The sequence below is a fragment of the Nocardiopsis flavescens genome, from assembly GCF_900141985.1.
GTDB lineage: Bacteria > Actinomycetota > Actinomycetes > Streptosporangiales > Streptosporangiaceae > Nocardiopsis > Nocardiopsis flavescens.
The window spans coordinates 926,853-947,648 of record NZ_FQZK01000001.1; the positions used below are offsets into that span (position 1 = coordinate 926,853).

Annotated in this window: 18 protein-coding genes; 2 read left to right on the plus strand and 16 right to left on the minus strand. The window is 75.2% G+C overall.

Going from position 1 to position 20,796, the window contains the following annotated elements:
* Nucleotides 1–157: 157 nt before the first annotated feature.
* The 14 genes from hydA to BUE45_RS04280 all read right to left on the minus strand — a co-directional run bounded on the left by hydA (nucleotide 158) and on the right by BUE45_RS04280 (nucleotide 16,457).
* A complete protein-coding gene (gene hydA, locus BUE45_RS04205; RefSeq protein ID WP_178378437.1) occupies nucleotides 158–1,552 on the minus strand; it encodes a dihydropyrimidinase in 1,395 nt (464 codons plus the stop codon).
* Nucleotides 1,549–1,941, minus strand: coding sequence for an allophanate hydrolase-related protein (locus BUE45_RS04210; RefSeq protein ID WP_143173252.1), 393 nt, complete (start codon nucleotides 1,939–1,941; stop codon nucleotides 1,549–1,551). The genes hydA and BUE45_RS04210 overlap by 4 nt, the downstream gene beginning before the upstream one ends.
* Nucleotides 1,938–2,792 carry an ABC transporter ATP-binding protein gene (locus BUE45_RS04215; RefSeq protein WP_084736866.1) on the minus strand — a complete coding sequence of 285 codons (855 nt, stop codon included), beginning with the start codon at nucleotides 2,790–2,792 and terminating at the stop codon, nucleotides 1,938–1,940. Before BUE45_RS04215 ends, BUE45_RS04210 begins: the two co-directional genes overlap by 4 nt.
* Complete coding sequence (locus tag BUE45_RS31115; RefSeq protein WP_084736868.1) at nucleotides 2,789–3,649, minus strand: ABC transporter ATP-binding protein; 861 nt, start codon at nucleotides 3,647–3,649, stop codon at nucleotides 2,789–2,791. The genes BUE45_RS04215 and BUE45_RS31115 overlap by 4 nt, the downstream gene beginning before the upstream one ends.
* Entirely contained in the window at nucleotides 3,646–4,548 is a 903-nt protein-coding gene (locus tag BUE45_RS04235; RefSeq protein WP_073375076.1) for an ABC transporter permease, read from the minus strand. The genes BUE45_RS31115 and BUE45_RS04235 overlap by 4 nt, the downstream gene beginning before the upstream one ends.
* Entirely contained in the window at nucleotides 4,545–5,618 is a 1,074-nt protein-coding gene (locus BUE45_RS04240; protein WP_073375078.1) for an ABC transporter permease, read from the minus strand. The genes BUE45_RS04235 and BUE45_RS04240 overlap by 4 nt, the downstream gene beginning before the upstream one ends.
* A 78-nt stretch (nucleotides 5,619–5,696) precedes the next feature.
* A complete protein-coding gene (locus BUE45_RS04245; protein ID WP_073375081.1) occupies nucleotides 5,697–7,223 on the minus strand; it encodes an ABC transporter substrate-binding protein in 1,527 nt (508 codons plus the stop codon).
* Nucleotides 7,224–7,523: 300 nt separating this feature from the next.
* The gene (locus BUE45_RS04250) at nucleotides 7,524–9,263 is read right to left on the minus strand and encodes a hydantoinase B/oxoprolinase family protein (protein ID WP_178378438.1); all 1,740 of its coding nucleotides are present in this window, start codon (nucleotides 9,261–9,263) and stop codon (nucleotides 7,524–7,526) included.
* Nucleotides 9,260–11,341: a hydantoinase/oxoprolinase family protein gene (locus tag BUE45_RS04255; protein ID WP_073375084.1), complete on the minus strand. Its 2,082-nt coding sequence runs from the start codon at nucleotides 11,339–11,341 to the stop codon at nucleotides 9,260–9,262. The genes BUE45_RS04250 and BUE45_RS04255 overlap by 4 nt, the downstream gene beginning before the upstream one ends.
* Nucleotides 11,338–12,633: an amidohydrolase family protein gene (locus tag BUE45_RS04260; protein WP_084736870.1), complete on the minus strand. Its 1,296-nt coding sequence runs from the start codon at nucleotides 12,631–12,633 to the stop codon at nucleotides 11,338–11,340. Before BUE45_RS04260 ends, BUE45_RS04255 begins: the two co-directional genes overlap by 4 nt.
* Entirely contained in the window at nucleotides 12,627–13,823 is a 1,197-nt protein-coding gene (locus BUE45_RS04265) for an NAD(P)/FAD-dependent oxidoreductase (protein WP_073375086.1), read from the minus strand. Before BUE45_RS04265 ends, BUE45_RS04260 begins: the two co-directional genes overlap by 7 nt.
* A complete protein-coding gene (locus BUE45_RS04270; RefSeq protein WP_073375088.1) occupies nucleotides 13,820–15,241 on the minus strand; it encodes an FAD-dependent oxidoreductase in 1,422 nt (473 codons plus the stop codon). The genes BUE45_RS04265 and BUE45_RS04270 overlap by 4 nt, the downstream gene beginning before the upstream one ends.
* On the minus strand, nucleotides 15,238–15,516 hold the full coding sequence (locus BUE45_RS04275) for a (2Fe-2S)-binding protein (RefSeq protein ID WP_073375090.1): 279 nt from the start codon (nucleotides 15,514–15,516) through the stop codon (nucleotides 15,238–15,240). The genes BUE45_RS04270 and BUE45_RS04275 overlap by 4 nt, the downstream gene beginning before the upstream one ends.
* The gene (locus tag BUE45_RS04280) at nucleotides 15,513–16,457 is read right to left on the minus strand and encodes a dihydrodipicolinate synthase family protein (RefSeq protein WP_073375092.1); all 945 of its coding nucleotides are present in this window, start codon (nucleotides 16,455–16,457) and stop codon (nucleotides 15,513–15,515) included. The genes BUE45_RS04275 and BUE45_RS04280 overlap by 4 nt, the downstream gene beginning before the upstream one ends.
* A 217-nt stretch (nucleotides 16,458–16,674) precedes the next feature.
* On the opposite strand from BUE45_RS04280, the gene BUE45_RS04285 reads away from it, so the two are divergent.
* Together BUE45_RS04285 and BUE45_RS04290 are read left to right on the plus strand one after the other, a co-directional pair.
* On the plus strand, nucleotides 16,675–17,742 hold the full coding sequence (locus BUE45_RS04285) for a LacI family DNA-binding transcriptional regulator (protein ID WP_073375095.1): 1,068 nt from the start codon (nucleotides 16,675–16,677) through the stop codon (nucleotides 17,740–17,742).
* Nucleotides 17,743–18,213: 471 nt separating this feature from the next.
* A complete protein-coding gene (locus BUE45_RS04290) occupies nucleotides 18,214–19,158 on the plus strand; it encodes a ribose-phosphate diphosphokinase (protein ID WP_073375097.1) in 945 nt (314 codons plus the stop codon).
* Nucleotides 19,159–19,231: 73 nt separating this feature from the next.
* Here BUE45_RS04290 and BUE45_RS32395 read toward each other — a convergent pair whose 3' ends face one another.
* Together BUE45_RS32395 and BUE45_RS04295 are read right to left on the minus strand one after the other, a co-directional pair.
* Nucleotides 19,232–19,390 carry an MFS transporter small subunit gene (locus BUE45_RS32395; protein WP_178378439.1) on the minus strand — a complete coding sequence of 53 codons (159 nt, stop codon included), beginning with the start codon at nucleotides 19,388–19,390 and terminating at the stop codon, nucleotides 19,232–19,234.
* Entirely contained in the window at nucleotides 19,387–20,760 is a 1,374-nt protein-coding gene (locus BUE45_RS04295; protein WP_073375099.1) for an L-lactate MFS transporter, read from the minus strand. The genes BUE45_RS32395 and BUE45_RS04295 overlap by 4 nt, the downstream gene beginning before the upstream one ends.
* Nucleotides 20,761–20,796: the final 36 nt, after the last annotated feature.

Genomic DNA, 20,796 nt, shown 5'->3' on the forward strand with positions numbered 1-20,796 from the left:
CGGGCGCTACCGGACGGCATCGGATCCGGCCCCGGCGCAGGACACCCGGGGCCGCGCACGGCGGGCCCCGCACACCGCCGGACGCCGCCGGCTCCGGCCGCGGCGACAGGAGCCGCGCGCCGCCGCGGGCCTTCCCCGGCCCGCGGCGGCGCGCCCCTCAGCGCAGCGGGCCCACCGGCCCCGACGGGATGCTCCGCCCCAGCGGGCGGGGGTCGGCGAGCGCCCCGTCGCGGACCACCACCCGCCCGCCCACGACCACCGTGCGGGCCCGGCCCGTCAGCTCCCGCCCCTCATAGGGGGTGTAGTCGGTGGCCATGTGCAGGTCCCCCGTGCGCACCGTCCACCGGGCGGCCGGGTCCCACAGCACGATGTCGGCGTCCGACCCCGGCGCCAGCACCCCCTTGCGCGGGTACAGCCCGTTCAGGCGCGCCGGGGCCGCCGCCACCAGGTCCACGAACCGCGTGGCCGACAGCCCCCGCCCCGCCACGTACTCCGAGTACAGCACCGCCAGGCGGGTCTCCACGCCGGGCAGCCCGTTGGGCATGGCCCGCACGTCGTGGCGGTGCCGCTCCTTCTGCGCGGTGTCGTAGCAGCAGTGGTCGCTGCCGACCGTGCTGATCTCGCCGGTGAACAGGTGCCGCCCCAGGGCCTCGACCGTGGCCCGCGGGCGCAGCGGCGGGCAGCACACGAACCGCTCGGGGTGCTCGCCCGCGTACGCGCCCTCGTCCAGCACCAGGTGGTGGGCGACCGCCTCGCTGTAGGCGGGCCGGCCGCGCCGCCGGGCCGCCGCGACCAGTTCCACGGCCTCGGCGGAGGACTGGTGGACGAAGTACACCGGCGCGCCCACCGACTCGGCGATCGCCAGCACCTCGGCGACCGAGGCCGTCTCGGCCAGCTCGGGCCGGGTGTCCCCCATGTGCTCGGCGCCCGTCCGGCCGCGGTCCCCGCTGAGCCGCTGGGCCTCCTCGATGATGTGGTCGGCCTCGCAGTGGATCACCACCATGCCGCCGGTGGCGCCCACCGCCTTCATGGTCCGCAGCACCGTGTACTCGTCGGCCATGGTCTCGCCGCGGTAGGTGGTGAACATCTTGATCGTGTTCACCCCCAGGCCCGCCATGGCGGCCAGCTGCTCCCCGGTCGTGTCGTCCCAGGTCACCACGCACCCGTGCAGGGCGCTGTCGCACAGGCCCTGCCCGGCCGCCCCCTGCCGCTCGCGCACGGCCTCCAGGGGGCTCTGCCCCGGCCCGGGGATGGCGAAGTCCACGATGGTCGTGGTGCCCCCGAAGACGGCGGCGGTGGTGCACCCCCGGTAGTCGTCCAGGGAGGTGAACTCCCCCGAGGTGAACCCGACGTGGCAGTGGGGGTCGACCCCGCCCGGCAGGACCAGCAGGCCGGTCGCGTCGACCTCCTCGGGGCGGGACCCGTCCGGGGCGGGCGCGCCGGGCTCGGCCAGCGCCAGCACCCGGCCCGCGCCGACGAACACGTCGGCCGCGCCCTGCCAGTCGGCGTTGACGACGGTGCCCCCGCGCACGACCAGGTCGGCGGCGCTCACCGCTCCTCCCCGGCGGCCAGGTGGGCGCGCCAGCCGCCCCGGTCGCTGATGTCGCTCACGCCGGGCAGCTCCAGGGAGGCGGCGCGCATGCGCATGGCCAGCGACCCCGACCCGTCGGCCATCTCCACCACCCCCAGCTCCAGCTCCTCGGGCTCCTCGGGCAGCAGCCGCTCGCGCAGCTGCGCGTACTCCACCTCGTACAGCTCGCCGGGGACGGCGCGGCCCTCCTCCGCGACCGGGTGCAGGCCCGGGAACTCGTCGCGCACGGAGTAGAAGCGGTAGCGCGGCGCGGTCAGCGCCGGGCCCAGGAAGCGCGCCCCCTCCAGGGCGTGGTTGATCTCTCCGCCGGACATGGCCTGGCCGTTGACGAACATGCGGACCGTGGTCACCGGGTCTCCTCGGGGTCGTGGTGTGCGGGAACGGGGCGGAGCGCGCCCGCGCGGGCGCGCTCCGCCGCGGGGTCGGGAACGGGGACGGCGTCCAGCAGCGCGCGGGTGTAGGGGTGCTCGGGCGCGGTGTACACCTGCTCGCGCCCGCCCAGCTCGACCACCCGCCCGGAGTTCATGACGGCGACCCTCCCGCACAGGTGGTGGACGACCGCCAGGTCGTGGGCGATGAAGAGCAGCGCCAGCCCGAGCTTCTCCCGCAGGTCGCAGAACAGGTCCAGGACCTGGGCCTGCACGGACACGTCGAGCGAGGCGACGGGCTCGTCGCAGATGAGCAGGTCGGGGCCGACCGCCAGGGCGCGGGCGATGGCGATGCGCTGGCGCTGGCCCCCGGAGAAGGAGCGCGGGTAGCGGTCCAGGTGCTCCGCCCCCAGCCCCACCGTCTCCAGGATCTGCACCGTGCGGTCCCGGCGGCGCGCCCGGTCGGGCTCGATGCCGTGGACGTACAGACCCTCCCCCACCAGCTCGGCCACGGTCATCCGCGGGTTGAGCGAGGAGTAGGGGTCCTGGAACACCATCTGGACCCGGCGCCGGGTGGCGCGCAGCGCCCGGCCCCGGGCCCGGGTGACGTCCTGGCCGCCGATGAGGACCCGCCCGGAGTCGGGGCGCACGAGTCCGGCGACGCAGCGCGCGGTGGTGGACTTGCCCGACCCCGACTCCCCGACCAGGCCCAGCGCCTCCCCCCGGCCCACGGTGAACGACACGTCGTCGACCGCGCGGGTCCCCGCCTGTCCGGGGAAGGTCTTGACCAGGTTGCGGGCCTCCAGGATCGGGGGCTCCCCCGCGGTGTTCACAGTGCTTCTCCCTCGGTCGTGGCGGGGACGGGGGCGCCCAGCCGGCGGCCGGGCGCGTCGCCGATGCGGGGGACGGCGTCGAGCAGGGACCGGGTGTAGGGGTGGGACGGGGAGGCGTAGAGCCGGTCCACGTCCGCCTCCTCCACGATCAGCCCGTGGCGCATGACGGCGACCCGCCGGGCGAACCCGGCGACGATGCCCAGGTCGTGCGTGATGAGCAGGACCGCCATGCCCCGCTCCCGGGCCAGGTCCTCCATCAGCTCCAGGACCTGGGCCTGCACGCGCACGTCCAGCGCCGTGGTGGGCTCGTCCGCGATGAGCAGCCGCGGCTCGGCGATCACCGCGATGGCGATGACCACGCGCTGGCGCATCCCCCCGGAGAACTGATGGGGGTGGTCGTCGAAGCGCCGGTCGGGGTCGGCCACCCCGAGCCGGCCCAGCAGGTCCACGGCGCGGCGCCGCGCCTCGCGCCGCCCCACGCCCCGGATGCGCAGCGGCTGGGTGATCTGCCAGCCCACGGTCTTGACCGGGTTGAGCGAGGCCAGCGGGTCCTGGAAGACGAGGCCGGCGCGGGCGCCGCGCACGCGGCGCACCTCCCGCGGCGTCATCTCCAGGACGTCCTCGCCCTCCAGCAGGATGCGCCCGCCGGTGCGGGCGTCGGGGTCAAGGCGCAGCACCGACCGGGCGGTCACGGACTTGCCGGACCCGGACTCGCCCACCAGGGCGACCCGCTCGCCGGGGGCGACCGCCAGGTCCACGCCCCGCACGACCTGCGCCGGCCCCTGCGGGGTCGGGTAGGACACGGTCAGCCCGCGGATGTCCAGCAGCGGGCTTCCTTGGGTGGGGTGCGCGCTCATCGGCGCCCTCCCGTTCTCAGGGTGGGGTCGGTGCGCACGCGCAGCCAGTCACCGACCAGGTTGAAGGCGATCGCGGTGATCGCGATGGCCAGTCCGGGGAAGAGCACCGTCCACCACGCGGTGACGGCGGTGTCGCGGGAGGCCGCGATCATCGCGCCCCACTCGGAGGCGGGCACCTGGGCGCCCACGCCCACGAACGACAGGCCCGAGATCACGAGCATGACCGCCGAGACGTCCAGCGTGGTCTGCACGTACAGGGCGCTCAGGGAGTTGGGGAGCACGTGGCGCAGGACCAGGCGGGTGCGGGACACGCCCAGGACCCGCGCGGACTCCACGAACTCGGCGTCGCGCACCTCCCGGACCAGGGTCCGCACCAGCCGGGCGTAGCCCGGCCACCAGGTGGCCGCCAGGGCGATCACCGCGGACTGCAGGCTCGGCCCCATCGCGGCGGCCAGGCCCAGGGCCACCACGATCGCGGGCAGGGACAGGCCCACGTCGCAGATCCGCATGAGGACCTCGTCGACGATCCGGCCGCCCAGCGCGGCGGCCGTGCCGATGACGGTGCCGATCACGGTGGCCGCGGCGATCACCGCGACGGTGGCCAGCAGGGTGGTGCGCCCGCCGGCCAGGATGCGGCTGAGGATGTCGCGGCCGTTGGCGTCGGTGCCCAGCCAGTGCTCGGCCCCCGGCGGGGTCAGCGCGGCGGGCAGGTTCACCGCGTAGGGGTCCAGGGGCGCCAGGTAGGGGCCGGCCAGGGCGAGCAGGACCATGAGCCCGGCCGTGCCCAGGGCGATCCGGTCGACGACGGTGGTGTGGCCGCGCCGCTCGCCCCCGGTGCGGGACAGCAGGGCGCGCAGCCCCGCGGAGCGGGCCGGGGCCGGTGTGGTGGTGGTGCTCATGTGCGCTCCCCGGCGAGGTCGAAGGCCTGGACGGCGGACTCGTCGGCGCCCGCGCGCCGGCGGCGCCCGCCCCGCCGCAGGCGCGGGTTGAGCCACAGCTGGAGCAGGTCCACGACGAAGTTCGCGAGGATGAAGACGACGCCGATCACCAGGACGGCGCCGATGACCGCGTAGAGGTCGTTCTGGAGGACGGCGGTGACGGAGTAGGCGCCCACGCCCACCCGGCCGAAGATGGACTCCACCAGGACGGTGGACCCCAGCATCCAGCCCAGCTGCATGCCCAGGATGGTGCTGGTGGGCACCAGGGCGTTGCGCAGCCCGTGGGAGAGGACCACCCGCCACTCCGAGGCCCCGGTGGAGCGGGCCAGGGTGATGTAGTCGGCGTCCAGGGCGCCGATCATGGTCGAGCGCAGCGTCCGGGTGACCACCGCGATGTAGGACGCGGCCAGCGTCACCGCGGGCAGCGCCAGGTGGTGCAGCGCGTCGCCGAAGGCCGCGAGGTCCCCGGCCAGCAGCGCGTCGACCGTGGTCATCCCGGTCACCGCCGGGACGCTCGCCCCGAAGCCCAGGTGCCCGGTGAGGGGGAACAGCCCCCAGCGGGCGGACAGGAACGCCTGGAGTATCAGGCCCAGCCAGAAGACCGGGACGGCGGCCCCGAGCAGGGCGACCAGGCGCGCGGCCAGGTCGGCCGCCCGTCCCCGCCGGTAGGCGGAGACCACCCCCAGCGGGAGGGCGACGGCGATGTTGATGAGCATCGCGGCGCCGACCAGCTCCACCGACGAGGGCAGCACCCGGCCGATGTCGTCGCTGACGGGGCGCTGGGTGAAGACCGAGGTGCCCAGGTCGCCCTGGGCGACCCGGCCGAGGTAGGAAACGTACTGCTCGGGGACCGGCCGGTCCAGGCCCAGGCGCTCGCGGGCGCCCTCGACCTGCTCCGCGGTGGCGTTGCGGCCGGCCGCCGCGCGCGCCGGGTCCCCGGGCAGGACCTGGGTCATGAGGAACGTGACGGTGATGAGGCCGGCCAGGACCAGGACCATCATGCCCAGCCTCTGGGCGATGAACGAGAGCACCGCGCCTCCCCTTCCGGTGGTGGTTCTGCGGGGGTGCGGGCGGCGCCGCGCCGTTGGCGGCGCCGCCCGGGGCGGGCCTCAGCCCTTGCTGATGCGGTACACGTCCACGGTCTGGTGGTGGGCGGGGTCGTAGGCGTAGCCCGAGACCCCCTCGCCGATCACGGTGACGTACTGCGGGTTGGACAGGACCATGGCCGCGTGGTCGTCGACGACGATGTCCTGCGCCTCGTTGTAGGCCGCGCACCGCTCCTCGGGGTCGGTGGCGGTCTGGCCGCGCTCGACGAGGGCGTCGACCTCCTCGTCGGAGTAGCCGCCGAAGTTCAGCCCGCCGCCGGCGTTGGAGGAGTGGAAGCCCTGGTACAGCACGGCGGAGGCGTCGGGGAACGCGGGGAAGGAGTAGATCATCCCCAGGTCCGGGACGTCCTCCGGCGCGGAGGTCATCTCGATGTACTGCGGGTAGGTGATGGCCTGGAGCGTCAGCTCGACGCCGACGTCGGCGAGGTTGGACTGGAGCAGGGTCGCGGCCTGCTCCATCTCGGCCGTGGCCTCCAGGTAGGTCATGGTCAGGGAGGTGCCCTCCAGCCCCTCGTCGGCGAGGATCTCCCGCGCGCGGTCGGGGTCGAAGGAGGGGGCGGCCACGTCGGGGTCGTGGCAGGGCATCCCGGCGGCCAGGACGCCGCGGGCGGGCTCCCCGGCCCCCTTGAGGATGCTCTCCACGTGCTGCCCGTAGTCGTAGGAGTAGGAGACGGCCTCGCGCAGCGCCCGCTGCTCGGTCTCGCCCTTGCCGGTCATGTCGAACAGGGCGTAGAGCTGGACGTTGGTGTCGGCGCGGTCGACGGTGAAGCCCTCGGCCTCCAGGGCCTCCCAGTCCTGGGGGGAGATGTCCATGGCGATGTCGATCTCGCCCTGGCGCAGCGCCGTGGCCTGGGTGGAGGCCTCGGCGAGGTAGCGGAACACGACGTTGGGCGCCTGCCCGTCGACGCCGCCCCAGTAGTCCTCGAACAGCTCGAACGTGGCCTCCTGGTTGGGCGTGTACCCGGTCAGGCGGTAGGGGCCCGACCCGGCGTCGTTGGCCGACAGCCACTGCTGGGCGTCGTCCCCGCCCGCGTTCTCCTCCACCAGGTCGGCGTTGAGCAGGTACACCCGGCTCAGCGCGGACAGGAACGGGGCGGAGGGCTCGGACAGGGTGATGGTCACCCCGGTCTCGCCGTCGGCCTCGGCCGACTCGTAGGCGGACAGGAACGAGGCCACGCCGATCTGGAGGCGCTGGACGCGGTCCAGGGTGTAGACCACGTCGTCGGCGGTGAGCGCGGTCCCGTCGTGGAAGACCACGTCGTCGCGCAGGGTCAGGCCGATGGTGGTGCCGTCCTCCGAGACGGTCCACTCGGTGGCCACCGAGGGCGCCAGGTCGGTGCCCTCGAACCGGACCAGGGTGTCGTAGGCCGGGCGCGACACCTCGTTGACGGTGGAGTTGTCGGCCTGGACCGGGTCGAACGTGGCCGGGGGCTCGTTCTCCGCGATGACCAGCGAGGCGGCCCGCAGGTCCGCTCCGGCGCCGCCCTGGGCGCCGCCGCAGGCGGTCATCAGCAGGGAGGCCGCGAGCACGAGCGCGCCCGCGGTGGCGCACCGCCCGACGGGTCCGCCCGGACGCGGTGTGTGGTGTCGGCTCGGCCGACCGTGGAAGTGTCGCACTGGGGATTGCCTGCCCTTCGTCCTGTGGCGGTCCTCGCGCGGGACCGCCTGCCCCGACGGCGCCCGGGGGCGCCATGGACCGTGCGCGGGGCGTGCGCTGCGGTCTCGGTACAGCGGGGGCGGGACTCGGTGTCCGTGTTCCGCCGGGGGTTCGTCCGCGCGGGCGTGGTGCGCCCGCGCGGACGACTCGTGCTGCGGTCCGGGCCGGGGCGCTCAGGCCCCGGGTTCCGCACCGGTGTGCGCGGTCCTCTCGGGTGTGGGGCTCCAGGTGCCGTCGGCGGCGACCTCCACCCCGTAGTGCTCGCGGGCGGAGCGCGCGGTGACGTAGCCGTCGAGGACGTCGGCGGCCACCGCGGCGGGGTCGCGCTCCAGGGGGTGGCCGTAGCCGCCGCCCCCGGCGGTCCGGTTGGCGAACCGCTCCCCCTCGGCCATCGGGGCCCGGTACATGCCGACCCGCTTGTGGCGGTCCGTGCCGGGCCACAGGTCCATGTGGCTGGGCTCGGGCTCGTGGCCGCCGTGCATCGCCCAGGGCCGGGTCTTGCTCTTCTTCTTCATGGACAGCACCTCGCCGGGCGCCGTGTAGCGCACCACCCGCTCCACGCCCAGGCCGCCGCGGTGGCGCCCGGGCCCGCCGGAGTCGGGGATCAGCTCGACCTTCTCGTGGAAGAGCGCCGCCTTGTGCTCCAGCACCTCGACGGGGGTGTTGCGCACCGTGGTCTGCGAGGGGTGCTGCTGGGCGGTGCCCCCGTCGTGGTCGCGGGCCGCGCCCCAGCCGATCCCCTCGTTGTTGCTGACCACGAAGTCGCGGCCGGTCCGCGGGTCGTTGCCCAGGGCCATGAACCCGGGCTCGTCCCCGCCGCTGGAGGCGGGCAGGGAGTCGATGACCCCGGCCAGGGCCTTGTAGATCAGCTCGAACGCCACGATGGCGCTCCACTGGGTGAAGGTCGCCGCGGGGTAGACCGCGTGGAAGAACGTGCCGGGGTCGGCCACGACCTTGAGCGGGCGGAAGTGCCCGGCGTTGGTCGCCTCATCGCGGGTGGTCAGCCCCTTGAAGGCGGCCTTGGCCAGCCCCAGGGTGGAGCCGATCGGCAGGTTGACCGGGCCCGCCACGGCGCCGGAGGAGCCGTTGAAGTCGACGGTCATCTCCTCGCCGTCGATGGTGACCTCCACCGCGATGAGGATCGGGTCGTCGGTGACGTAGTCGTCGTCGACGTAGTCCTGCGCCCGCCACGTCCCGTCGGGCAGGGCCGCCACGGCGCGGCGGGCGACCCGCTCCCCGTGCTCGATGACCTGGTGGATGGCCTGCTCCACCGTGGCCCCGCCGAACTTGTCCCACACCTGGCGCAGCCGCTCCTCGCCGGTGCGCAGCGCGGCGAGCTGGGCGTGGAAGTCGCCGATGGTGGCCTCGGGCAGCCGGGAGTTGAACCGGATCAGCTCCACGATGTCGCGGACCACCTCGCCGTCGGCGACGATCCGGGTCCCGGGGAAGATCAGCCCCTCCTGGTGCATGTCGGTGGAGTCCAGGACGTACCCGGCCTCCTTGGCGCCCAGGTCCATCCAGTGCGCCCGCACCGCCAGGTAGGCGGCGGGCCCCTCGTGGCCCTCCCGGAACACGGGGGCGCACAGCATCGCGTCGTAGGAGTGGGCGCCGCTCCAGTACGGGTAGTTCATGAGGTAGACGTCGCCGGGGCGCATCGCCTCCCGCCCCACGTACTCCACCAGCTTCAGCAGGGCGTGGTCGTTGGCGCCCAGGAAGTGGGTGATGCCGGCGGCCTCGGCCATGAGCTGGCACGTGGAGTCGTAGATGGAGATGCCGAAGTCGAGCACGTCGTAGATGACGGGGTTGAACGCCGACCGCACCAGGGTGCGGCGCATCTGCTCGGCGACGGAGTGGACGTAGTTGCGGATGACCTCGACGGTGGCACCGTCCAGCGGTGCGGCGGTGGTGCTCACGGGTGCTCCTCCCCGGTGGTGGTGCCGGCGTCCGCGGCGGCGGTGACCAGCAGGTGTCCGTAGGCGTCCAGGGTCAGGACCTGGTCCCCGAACAGGACGGTGGTGGCGGTGCCCTCCTCGACGATGGCCGGGCCCGCCACGCGGTGGCCGGGCGCCAGGTCCCCGCGCCGGTGGACGGCGAACTCCGCCACCGCGCCGGTCGCCAGGTCGAAGGCCTTGCGCGAGCCGCAGGCGACGGCGGGGCCGCGCGCGGGCTCCTCCGGGGCCAGGGCGGGCTTGGGCAGGCGGCCCACCGCGCGCACGCGCACCGTCATGACCTCGCAGGGCTCGTCCATGGCGTGCCCGTAGCGGGAGCGGTGCAGGGCGTGGAACCGGTCCCGGACCGCCCCGGCGGTGTCGCCGGGCTCCAGGTCGATGCCCAGGGTGTGCTCCTGGCCCCGGTAGCGCACGTCCACCCGGCGGACCAGGCGGCCCTGCTCCTCGCGGATGCCCTGCTCGGCCAGGACCGAGCGGGCCTGCTCCTCCAGGTCGCCGAAGACGGGCGCCAGGCCGGCCAGCCCCTCCTCGTCCAGGGCGCGCAGGACCGTGCCGGAGAACTCGTACTCCAGGTCCGACATCAGCATGCCGAAGGCGGAGAACGCCGCCGGCACGCGCGGCACGACCGTCGTGGCGATGCCCATCTCGCGGGCGAGCATGGGGCCCAGCATCGGCCCGGCACCGCCGAAGGCGAGCAGGGTGAACTCCCGCGGGTCCAGGCCGCGCTCCACCGTGATCTCGCGCAGCGCGCCCACCGAGCGGGCCATCATCACGCGGAAGACGCTGGCCGCCGCCTCGGCGGTGTCCACGCCCAGGGGCTCGGCGATCTTCTGCCGCACCGCCTCGGCCGCGGCGTCGGCGTCCACGCCCATCCGCCCGCCCAGGAACTCCGCGGCGTCCAGGTAGCCCAGGGTCAGGGCGGCGTCGGTGACCGTGGGCTCCGTCCCGCCCTGCCCGTAGGCGACGGGTCCGGGCACGGCGCCCGCGCTGTGCGGGCCCACCCGCAGCAGGCCGTCGTCGACCCAGGCGATGGAGCCGCCCCCGGCGCCGATGGTGCGCAGGTCGAAGATCGGGATGAGCAGCGGGAACCCGTCGATGCTCGCCTCGTGGACCTCGCTGGGCTCGCCGTCCACGATCACGCACGAGTCGATGCTGGTGCCGCCGACGTCGAAGGACAGCAGGCGGCCGATGCCCAGCTCCGAGGCCAGGTGCCCGGCCCCCACCACGCCCCCGGCCGGCCCCGACAGGACCGTGGTCAGCGGGGCGCTCCGGGCCAGGTCGGCGGTCATCGCGCCGCCGCCCGAGCGCATGATGTGCAGCGGGTCGGCCAGCCCCCTGTCCCGCAGCCCCGCCTCCAGCGCGCTGATGTAGTCGTTGAGGACCGGGCGGATGTAGGCGTCCATGACGGCGGTGCTGGTGCGCTCGTACTCGCGGTACTCGCGGGTGATGTCCGTGGACAGCGACACCGACACGTGCGGGAACGCCTCCCGCAGGATCTCGCCCGCCCGCTGCTCGTGCCGGGGGTCGGCGTAGGAGTGCAGGAAGCACACGGCGATGGAGCCCAGCCCGTGCTCCTCCACCAGGACCCGGCCCGCCTCGCGCACCGCGTCCTCGTCCAGGGCCTGCACCTCCCGGCCCTGGGCGTCCAGCCGGCCGGGGACCCCCAGCCGGTGGCGCCGGGGCACCAGCACCGGCGGCGGGGCGTAGGAGAAGTCGTACATGTGGTCGGCGGGGATGGCGGCGCGGGCGACCTCGAACAGGTCGCGGAAGCCCTCGTTGGTGATGATGCCGACGTCGGCGCCGCGCCGCTGGAGGATCGCGTTGAGCCCCAGCGTGGTGCCGTGCACGAAGGCGGCCACCGGCGCCAGGTCCTCGGCCAGGCCCCGGACCGCCTCCATCACCCCCTCGGCGGGGGCGGCGGGCGTGGTGGAGGCCTTGTGCAGGCTCACCCTGCCGGTGGTCTCGTCGTAGGCGAGGGCGTCGACGAAGGTGCCGCCGATGTCCACCGCCAGACGCAGCGGTCGCTCGTTGGTGTCCGTCACTTGCGGCCTCCAGGGAGGGTCTTCGGAAGGTCGTCGCGGACCACGCCGCCCGCCTGGATCACCAGGGGGATGTCGTGGAGCGCGGAGACGTCGGAGGTGGGGTCGGCGCCGACGGCGATGAGGTCGGCGGCGTAGCCCGGGGCCACCCGGCCGATCTCGTCCTCCAGGCCGACCAGGCGGGCGGCGTTGACGGTCGCGGCCTGGAGCGACTCCACCGGGGAGAGCCCGGCCAGGGTGAGGAACTCCATCTCCCGCACCTGGGTGACCGTGCCGTCCATGGGCTCGCCCGGCGGGTAGTCGGTGCCGGTCACGATGGTGATCCCGGGCGCCTCGGGGTCCAGGGGGTCGGTGCGGCGCGCCGCCACCGCCCGGCGGATGCTCTCCAGGTGCCGGGGACCCACCCGCATGGCCAGCTCGATCTGCCACTCGGAGAAGTCGTGGGCGCGCATCCAGTCCGGGCACCGGGTCACGGTGAGCGTGGGGGTGAGGAAGACGCGGCGCCGCGCCATCTCCGCCACGGTGGCCTCGTCCAGGTCGTAGCCGTGCTCGAAGCCGCGGACCCCGCAGGCCATGGCCTCGGTGATGGCCTCGGAGCCGCCGGCGTGGGCGACGACGTAGGTGCCGTGCTCGCGGGCGGCGCGGACGGCGGCGCGCATCTCCTCCTCGGAGGTCTGGGAGCCGTTGAAGGTCTCCCCCAGGTGCGCGATGCCGCCGGTGATGAAGATCTTGATGTGGTCGGCGCCGGCGTCCAGCTCGGTGCGGGCCGCCTTGAGGAACGCGTCGTGGCCGTCGGCGAACACGCTCAGCCCGCCCTTGCCGTGGCCGCCGGTGGTGGAGACCGCCTGGCCGCCGCCCATGATGCGCGGGGCCGGGGCCCACCCCTTGGCGGCGGCGTCGCGCAGCAGCAGGTCGGCGCGGTTCTGCTCACCCAGGGTGCGCACGGTGGTGACCCCGGCGCGCAGCGCGTCGCGGGCCCGGGCCGCCGCCCGCAGGACGGTGGTGGCGGGGTTCTCGCCGTAGTCGGCGGCGTCGAAGGGGTACAGCACCGACAGGTGGGTGTGCACCGAGATCAGGCCGGGCATCAGGTGGCGCCCGCCCAGGCTCAGGACGGCGGCTCCGGGCGGCGGGGCGTCGTCGCCGATGCGGGCGATGCGGCCGTCGCGGATCTCGACGGTGCGGTCGCGCGCCACCGAGCCGGTGAGGACGTCGACCACGTGGGCGTCGGTCAGCCACAGGGGGGCGTCGGAGCCCTCCTGCCCTGCGGCGGGTCGGGCGCGGTTGTGGTTCAGCACGGTGCGGTTCCCTTCTCGGTGTGTGCGGGGACGGCGGTGTCGGCGCCCCCGGCGGGGGCCGTCAGCCGGTCGGGGGCGAAGGCGGAGACGTCGATCCGCGGGCTCTGGCCCCGGATCATGCGGCCCAGGGTCTCCCCCCACAGGGGGGCGAAGGTGAAGGCGTAGGTGCCGCCCGCGACGTACAGGCCCTCGCGGCCGGGCACCGGCCCGATCACCGGCATCTCGTCGGGGGTGGCGGCCAGGGGCCCGGCCCACATGCGCAGCAGCCGCAGGCGGGCCAGGAAGGGCAGGATGCGGGCGGCCTGGGCGACGTTGCCCGCGAGCCCGGCGACGCCGGCGGAGCTGCGCCCGTCCAGGTCCATGCGGCGGGCGGGCCAGCCGCCGCCCAGCAGCAGGTTCCCGGCGGTGACCTGCTTGACGGACATGCCCTCGCCGATGTGCTGCACCAGGTGGTGCAGCACCGGCCGCTCCCGGACCGTGACGTGCATCTGGATGGCGACCGGCGACATCCGCAGGTCCACCCCGGCCAGGGCGCCGACGTCGCTGATCCAGGGCCCGGCGGTGTTGACCACCACCGGGGTGTCGTGGTGCCCGCGCGGGGTGCGCACCCGCCAGGCCGCGCCGCGCCGCTCCAGCCCCGTGACGGGGGTGAAGGCCTCCACCCGGGCGCCCCGGCGGCCGGCCGCGGCCAGGTAGGCGGGGGCCGCCTTGAGCGGGTTGGCGTACCCGTCGTGCGGGCACCAGGTGGCGGCGGTGACCGTGGGCCCCAGCAGCGGCAGGGCCGCGCGGGCGGCGTCGCCGTCCAGGAGTTCGGTCTCCAGCCCGGCGCGCCGCTCCCACACGTGCTTGGTGCGCAGCTCCTGGCGCTGCTCGGCGGTCTCGGCGACCATGAACCCGCCGTTCCTGCGCACCTCCAGGTCCGCGTCGAGCCGCTCCTCGGCCTGCGCCCACAGGCCGTCGGCGGCCTTCTGGGCGGGGAGCAGGCCCTCACTGTCCAGCGGGACGGCCTGCCCGGGGCGGCGGGTGTGCACCGCCTGGATGTGCAGGTTGCCGGCGGTGGTGCCCGACCCCTCGCGGTTGGGGGCGCCCCGGTCGAGCACGAGCACCGACAGGCCCGCCTCGGCCAGTTCCAGGGCGGTGGCGGCGCCGAGCACCCCGGCGCCCACGACCACCGCGTCGTAGCCGCTCACGCGTCCTCCCCGGGGGCCGGTCCCAGCACGGCGGCGAGCGGGAGCGGGCGCAGCGGCACCCGGGCGGGGACCGCCCCGGTGCCGGGGCCGTCGGCGCGCAGCGCCTCCAGGGCGGGCCCGCACTCGCGGGCCTGGCACAGGCCCATCCCGGCGCGGGTGCCGCCCTTGACGGCGGGGACGTCGGAGCCGCCCGCCGCGGCGGCGGCCCCGCGCACGGCGCCGGCGGTGACGCACTCGCAGCGGCACACCAGCGCGGACCCGGGCAGCCGCCGGGCCAGCGCGGGGACCAGCTCCGCGGGCGCCGGGTACAGGGCCGCCGTCAGCCGGGTGAAGCGGGCCAGGGAGGCCATGCGCACGGCCAGCCTGCGGCGCTCGCCCCGGTCCGGGGCGCGCCCGGACGCGGCGAGGATGTCCAGCGCCGCGGCGCGCCCGCGGGCCAGCGCGGTGGGCGCGCCCGCCGCGCCGGCGGCCTCGCCGACCACGTACACGTGGGGGACGGAGGCGCGCCCGGCCGGGGTGAGCCGGGGCACGGTGTCCCCGGTGGCCGGGTCCCGGTCCACGGCGCAGCCCAGCAGCTGGGCCAGGTCGGCCTGCGGGCGGAACCCGTAGCCGACGCAGAGCAGGTCCACGTCGTGGCGGGCCACGACCTCGCCGGGGTCGGAGAAGCGGACCAGGGTGGCCGCCTCCACGCGGTCCGCGCCGTGGGCGCGGGCCACGACGGTGTCCTGGTGCAGGCGCACCCCGTGCCGGGCCAGGCGGGCGGCGTAGGAGGCCAGCTCCGCCAGGCGGGCGGGGAAGCGCAGGGCGCCCAGGGCGGCCGGGCCCGGGGTGTAGGGCCGGCCCGCCTCGGCGACGGCGGCCACCCGCACCCCGCGCTCCAGGAGCGCGCAGGCCACCGGCAGCAGGAAGGGGCCCGAGCCCGCGACGACGGCGCGCCGGCCCAGCCGGACGCCCTCGGCGGACATGTGCTGGGCCAGGCCCGGCGTGACGACGCCGGGGAGCTGCCAGCCGGGGAAGGGCACGGAGCGCTCGTAGGCGCCGGTGGCCGCGACCACCCACCGCGCCCGGACGCGGAGGGCCGCGCCCCCGGGGGAGGCCGCCAGCAGGGTGCGGCGGTCGTCGTCCACCCCCCAGACCGTGTGCCCGGACAGGACGCGCACACCGGCGGCGCGCACCCGGGCCACCAGGCGCCCGCCCTCGGGCCGGTGGTCGCCCACCGCGTCCAGGACCTCGGGGCCGGGACGGCGGTAGTACTGCCCGCCGGGCTCGGCCTGCTCGTCCAGGAGCAGGACGTCGAGCCCGCCGCGGGCCAGCTCCAGGGCTGCGGCCAGCCCGGCGGGGCCCGCGCCGACCACGGCGGCGTCGGCGCTCAGCTCCGCGGCGGCGGGAAGCGAGGGAGCGAAGGTGTCGGCGCTCATGCGTCCTCCCCGGCGGCGGTGTCGATGCGCATGCCCGCGCGGACCCGCTCCAGGCAGGAGCGGACGTGGGCGCGCCCGTCGACGGTGACCTCGCACTCCAGGCACACGCCCATACCGCAGTAGGGGCCGCGGTCGCGGCCCGAGACCGGGTCGACGCGGAAGTCCCAGCGCCCCTGCTCCAGCAGCGCGGCGGCCACGCTGGTCCCGGGGCGGACCAAAACGGGGCGCCCGTCCACGGTCACCTCCACCTGGGCGGCGGCGGTGCGGGGCGTCACCGCGCACCGCCGGCGGGCTCCAGCCCGGCCGCGTCCAGGGCGGCGCGCAGGCGCTCCAGGTCCGCGGGGCCGGTGACCGGCAGCAGCGGCGGGCGGACGGTGCCGCCGGGCTGGCCGAGCAGGGCCATGGCGGCCTTGAGCTGGGAGATCGGGGAGGCGATCCGGCCGCTGTAGTCGGGGGTGACCAGCGCCGAGGACAGCGCGGTGTAGCGGTCGATCCACGCGACGGCCTGCGCCGCGTCACCGGCGTGGACGGCCTCGTAGGCGGGGACGGCGAAGGGCGCGCCCAGGCCGCCGCCGTCGATGTTGCCGTCGCCGCCCAGCCCGCGCAGGACGGCCAGGCCGCGGCGGTGCAGGAAGCTGCCGAACACGCGGACCCGGTCGCCGACGGACTCCACCGTGGCGAGCATGCGCAGCCAGTCCCCGGTGCTGTCCTTGAAGGCCGCGACGGTGGGCAGGTCGCACAGGCGCCGGACCAGGTCCTGGTCGGCGGCCATGTCCACGGCCACGCCGCGCGGCCAGTTGTAGACCATGAAGGGCAGGTCGGTGGCGGAGGCGACGGCGGTGTAGAAGGCGAGGATCTCCTCGGAGCGGGGGTGGACGTAGGGCGGCGGGGTGGCGAGCACCCCGTCGGCCCCGACCGCGGCGGCGTGCCGGGCCAGGTCGGCGGCCTCGGCGGGCGTGTAGGCGGTGACGCCGACGACGACGGGGTAGCGGCCGGCGACGGCGGCGACGGCGGTCGCGGCGACCCGCTCGCGCTCGGCGCGGCTCTGGCTGAACCACTCACCGGTGCTGCCGTTGACCAGCACCCCGTGGACGCCCTGGTCGGCGTAGAGCCCGAGCAGCTCCTCGAAGGCCGCCGCGTCGAAGGCGCCGTCGGCGTCGAAGGGCGTGGGCGCCGCGGGCCAGTAGCCCCGCCAGTTCACATCGGTGCGGTCCATGCATGCCTCTTCCGTCTCGGGTTTCCGAAGCGCCCCAGGTCATCCGTGTGGGATCGGTTGCATTATGGTTCACACCACAACCCGGCAAAGTCAAGGGGGAAATATGAACTTCACCTGCTGTAACGTCCCGGTCGCATGGCTTGGGGGTTGCCTTGACGTGGCTCTGCGTTAAGATGTATGCAACCGATCCCATTACCGTGCACGACGAGGGGAGAAGATGGCGGTCACACTCAAGGACGTAGCCACGGCCGCGGGGGTCTCCCGGAGCACCGCCTCCCGGGCCCTGAGCGGCTCCGGGCTGATCTCCGAGGAGACGCGCGCCGCGGTCGAGAACGCGGCGCGCGGCCTGGGCTACCGGCCCAACCGCACCGCCAGCGCGCTGCGCTCGCGCCAGACCCACCTCATCGGGCTGGTGATGAACAACCTCATCAACGCCTCGTTCCACACCATCGCCGACGTCGTGCAGCGCCGGGCCTCCGCCGAGGGCTACCAGGTGCTGCTGTGCATCACCGACGCCGACCCCGCCAAGGAGCGCTCCGTCCTGCGCATGCTCTCCGAGCACAACGTCGACGGCGTGGTCGTCATCGGCACCGGCCGCAACTCCGACCTGGTCGACGAGCTGATGGGCGCCGGGACCGGCGCGGTCAACGTCATCCGCGGCACCGAGGGCGGCCGGGCACCCTCCGTGCTGGCCTCCGACCGCGAGGGCGCCCACGCCGCCACCCGCCGCCTGCTGGAGCTGGGCCACACCCGCATCGGCTTCGTGGGCGGCCTGGCCTCGGCCAACTCCGGCCGCGAGCGGTTCGCGGGCTACGAGCAGGCACTGCGCGAGCACGGCCTGGAGACCGACCCCGCACTCGTCGAGCGCGGCCCCTTCACCCCCGCCTTCGGCGCCGAGGGCACCCGCGCCCTCCTGGACCGGCGCCCCGACGTCACCGCCCTGTTCGCCGCCAACCACGAGGCCGTCTTCGGGGTGCTGCCCACCCTCGTCAGCCGCGGCATCCGCCTGCCCGACGACCTGTCCCTGATCTGCTACGAGGACATCAGCTGGCTGCGCAGCTGGCAGCCCCCGGTCACCGTCGTGGACAACGGCGCCGACGAGCTGGGGCGCCTGTGCTTCGACCTGCTGCTGCGCCAGATGCGCGAATCCCCCGGCCCCGGGCCGGGACCGGGCCGCGTGTACCGCGTCGGCGCCGACCTGGTGGAGCGCAGCTCCTGCGCCCCGCCGCGCACCTCACCCCTGCCCGCGCCGCCCCCGCCCCCGGCCGGCGGCACCCGCGGCTGACCCGCCCCCCGGTACCGACCCGAAGGAGCGGGTCCCCGGGCCCCGCCCCCGCCCCCGACACCGGCCGCGCCGGCCCGAGGGAGCACGCCCCCCGCGTACCGCCGCCCCCGGCGGTGCGCACGGGCCCAGGCGCATACCCGCGGCGGCCCGCCCGCCCCCGTACGGCGCCCGCGCCCGACACCGGGCGACCGCCCCGACCGGCGGCACCGACCCGGTGGAACACGGCGGACGCCCCCGCCCGGCGGCACCGACCCGAGGGAGCGCGCCCCGTGCGTACCGCCCGCCCCAGGCGGCGCACACGACCCATGCGCATACCCACGGCGGCCCACCCGCCGCGGCCACGCCCCCCGGCGCCCGCCCCCGGCGCCGGCGCGCCCACCGGGGCGTTCACCGGGCGACCGGCCCGCGGCCTGCGAAAACCCGGGTAGTACCCTCAGGGCGTTCCACCCGCCCCACGACACAGGGACATCCGTGCGCGACATCGTCATCTTCTCCGGCAGCGCCCACCCCGAGATAGCCCGGGAGATCTGCCACGACCTCGGCAGGCCGCTCTCCCCCACCCGCGTCTCCCGGTTCGCCAACGACTGCCTCGAAGTCCAGCTCCAGGACAACTGCCGCGAGCGCGACGTCTTCATCATCCAGCCGCTCGTGCCCCCCGTGCAGGAGAACCTGGTGGAGCTGCTGCTGATGCTCGACGCCGCCCGCGGCGCCTCGGCGGCCCGCACCACCGTCGTCATGCCGCACTTCGCCTACGCCCGCTCCGACAAGAAGGACGCGCCCCGCATCTCCATCGGCGCCCGCCTGGTCGCCGACCTGCTCTCCACCGCCGGGGCCGACCGCGTCCTGACCATGACGATGCACTCCCCGCAGGTCCACGGGTTCTTCAGCGTCCCCGTCGACCACCTGCACGCCCTGTCCGAGCTGGCCGCCCACTTCCGCGGCGACGACCTGTCCGACACCGTCGTGGTCTCCCCCGACTTCGGCAACGCCAAGGCCGCCTCCGCGTTCGCCCGGCGCCTGGGCACCCCGGTCGCCGCGGGCGCCAAGCAGCGGTTCAGCGACGACAAGGTCAGCATCACCTCCGTCATCGGCGACGTCGAGGGCCGCGACGTCATCATCCTCGACGACGAGGTCGCCCGGGGCAGCACCGTCGTGGAGCTGATCGAGCGCCTGCGCGAGCGCAAGGTCCGCTCGATCCGGGTGGCCTGCACCCACGGCCTGTTCACCGACGGCGCCCTGGACCGGCTGGGCGCGATGGAGGACGTCACCGAGATCGTGTGCACCAACACGGTGCCGCTGGCCCCGGAGAAGGCCACGCCCAAGCTGCGGGTGCTCTCGATCGCCCCGGCCCTGGCCGAGGCCATCCGCAGGATCCACAACGGCGAGTCCGTCAGCTCCCTGTTCGACACCCCCTGACCCCGCGCCCGGGGCCGGGCACGCGAAGGGCCCGCCCTCCCGCTCGGCGCGGGGGGACGGGCCCGGGGACCGCTCAGGCGAACAGCGCCGCCGCCTGCATGGCCGTGCGCACCACCCCGTAGCCCAGGGCCAGGACGACCACGACCCACAGGAACAGCGCGGTGGCCTTGGCCACCCCGGCACCGCCCGTCCGCTCCGACTCCATCGGACCCTCCTTCCGTACGGCGCTCACCGACCGCTCTCCTGCGTCTGCTGCACCCGCGCGCCGGCGTCCGGCTCCGCGTCCGCGGGAACCCCGGCCGCGGCCGTCGCGGGCAGCGGCTTGACCAGCATGTTCGCCACGAACCCGACCACCATGACGCCCACCATCAGCACCAGGGAGAACGTGTACAGCTCCGCGCCCGACCGGCCGGCGGCGAGCTGCTGGTCGGCGATCACGTTGACGATCAGCGGACCGGCGATGCCCGCGGCCGACCAGGCCGTGAGCAGCCGGCCGTGGATGGCGCCGACGTTGAAGGACCCGAACAGGTCCTTGAGGTAGGCGGGGATGGTCGCGAACCCGCCGCCGTAGAACGACAGGATGACGCCGGTGAGGGCCACGAACAGCACGACCGAGCCGGTGCCCGCCACCGCGATGAGCAGGTACAGCACCGCGCCCACGCCCAGGTAGCCGATGTAGGTGCGCTTGCGGCCCAGCACGTCGGAGGTGGAGGACCACACGAAGCGGCCGAGCATGTTGCACAGCGACAGCACGCCGACGTAGCCCGCGGCCTCGGCCGGGCCCACCTCGGCGAAGAAGTCCTGGATCATCGGCGAGGCCTGCTCCAGGATGCCGATGCCCGCCGTCACGTTGCAGAACAGCACGATCCACAGCAGCCAGAACTGGCGGGTGCGGAAGGCCCGCTCCACGCTCACGCCCTCGCCCGCGGCGGTGGCCGCCACCGCCGGGGACGGCTCCCAGCCCTGCGGCTTCCAGTCCGCCGGCGGCACCTTGATGACCAGCGCGCCCAGCATCATCGCCACGAAGTACACCGCGCCCAGCGTCAGGAACGACGGGACGATCGCCTCGGCCGGGGTGTCCGCGTAGCGGGACAGCAGCTCGGCCGAGAGCGGCGAGGCGATGAGCGCGCCGCCGCCGAAGCCCATGATGGCCATCCCGGTGGCCATGCCCGGCCGGTCCGGGAACCACTTGATCAGCGTGGACACCGGCGAGATGTACCCGATGCCCAGGCCGATGCCGCCGATGACCCCGTACCCCAGGTACAGCAGCCACAGCTGCCCGGTGGCCACGCCCAGCGAGCCCACCGCGAACCCGGTCGTCCAGCACAGGCCCGACACGAACATGGCCTTGCGCGGCCCGTTGGCCTCCACCCACTTGCCGCCGAAGGCGGCCGACAGCCCCAGCATGACAATGGCGATGCTGAACACCACGCCGATCGCCGTCAACGACGAATCGAAACGCTCCACCAACGGCGCCTTGAACACACTGAACGCGTACACCTGGCCGATGGACAAGTGCACCGCGAGAGCCGCGGGCGGCACGAACCAGCGGCTGTACCCCGGTGGGGCGACGCTCTTCTCCCTGTCGAGAAACGACACCAGGCCTCATCCTCACGCTTGCGGGGCCGTCCGGCGGTC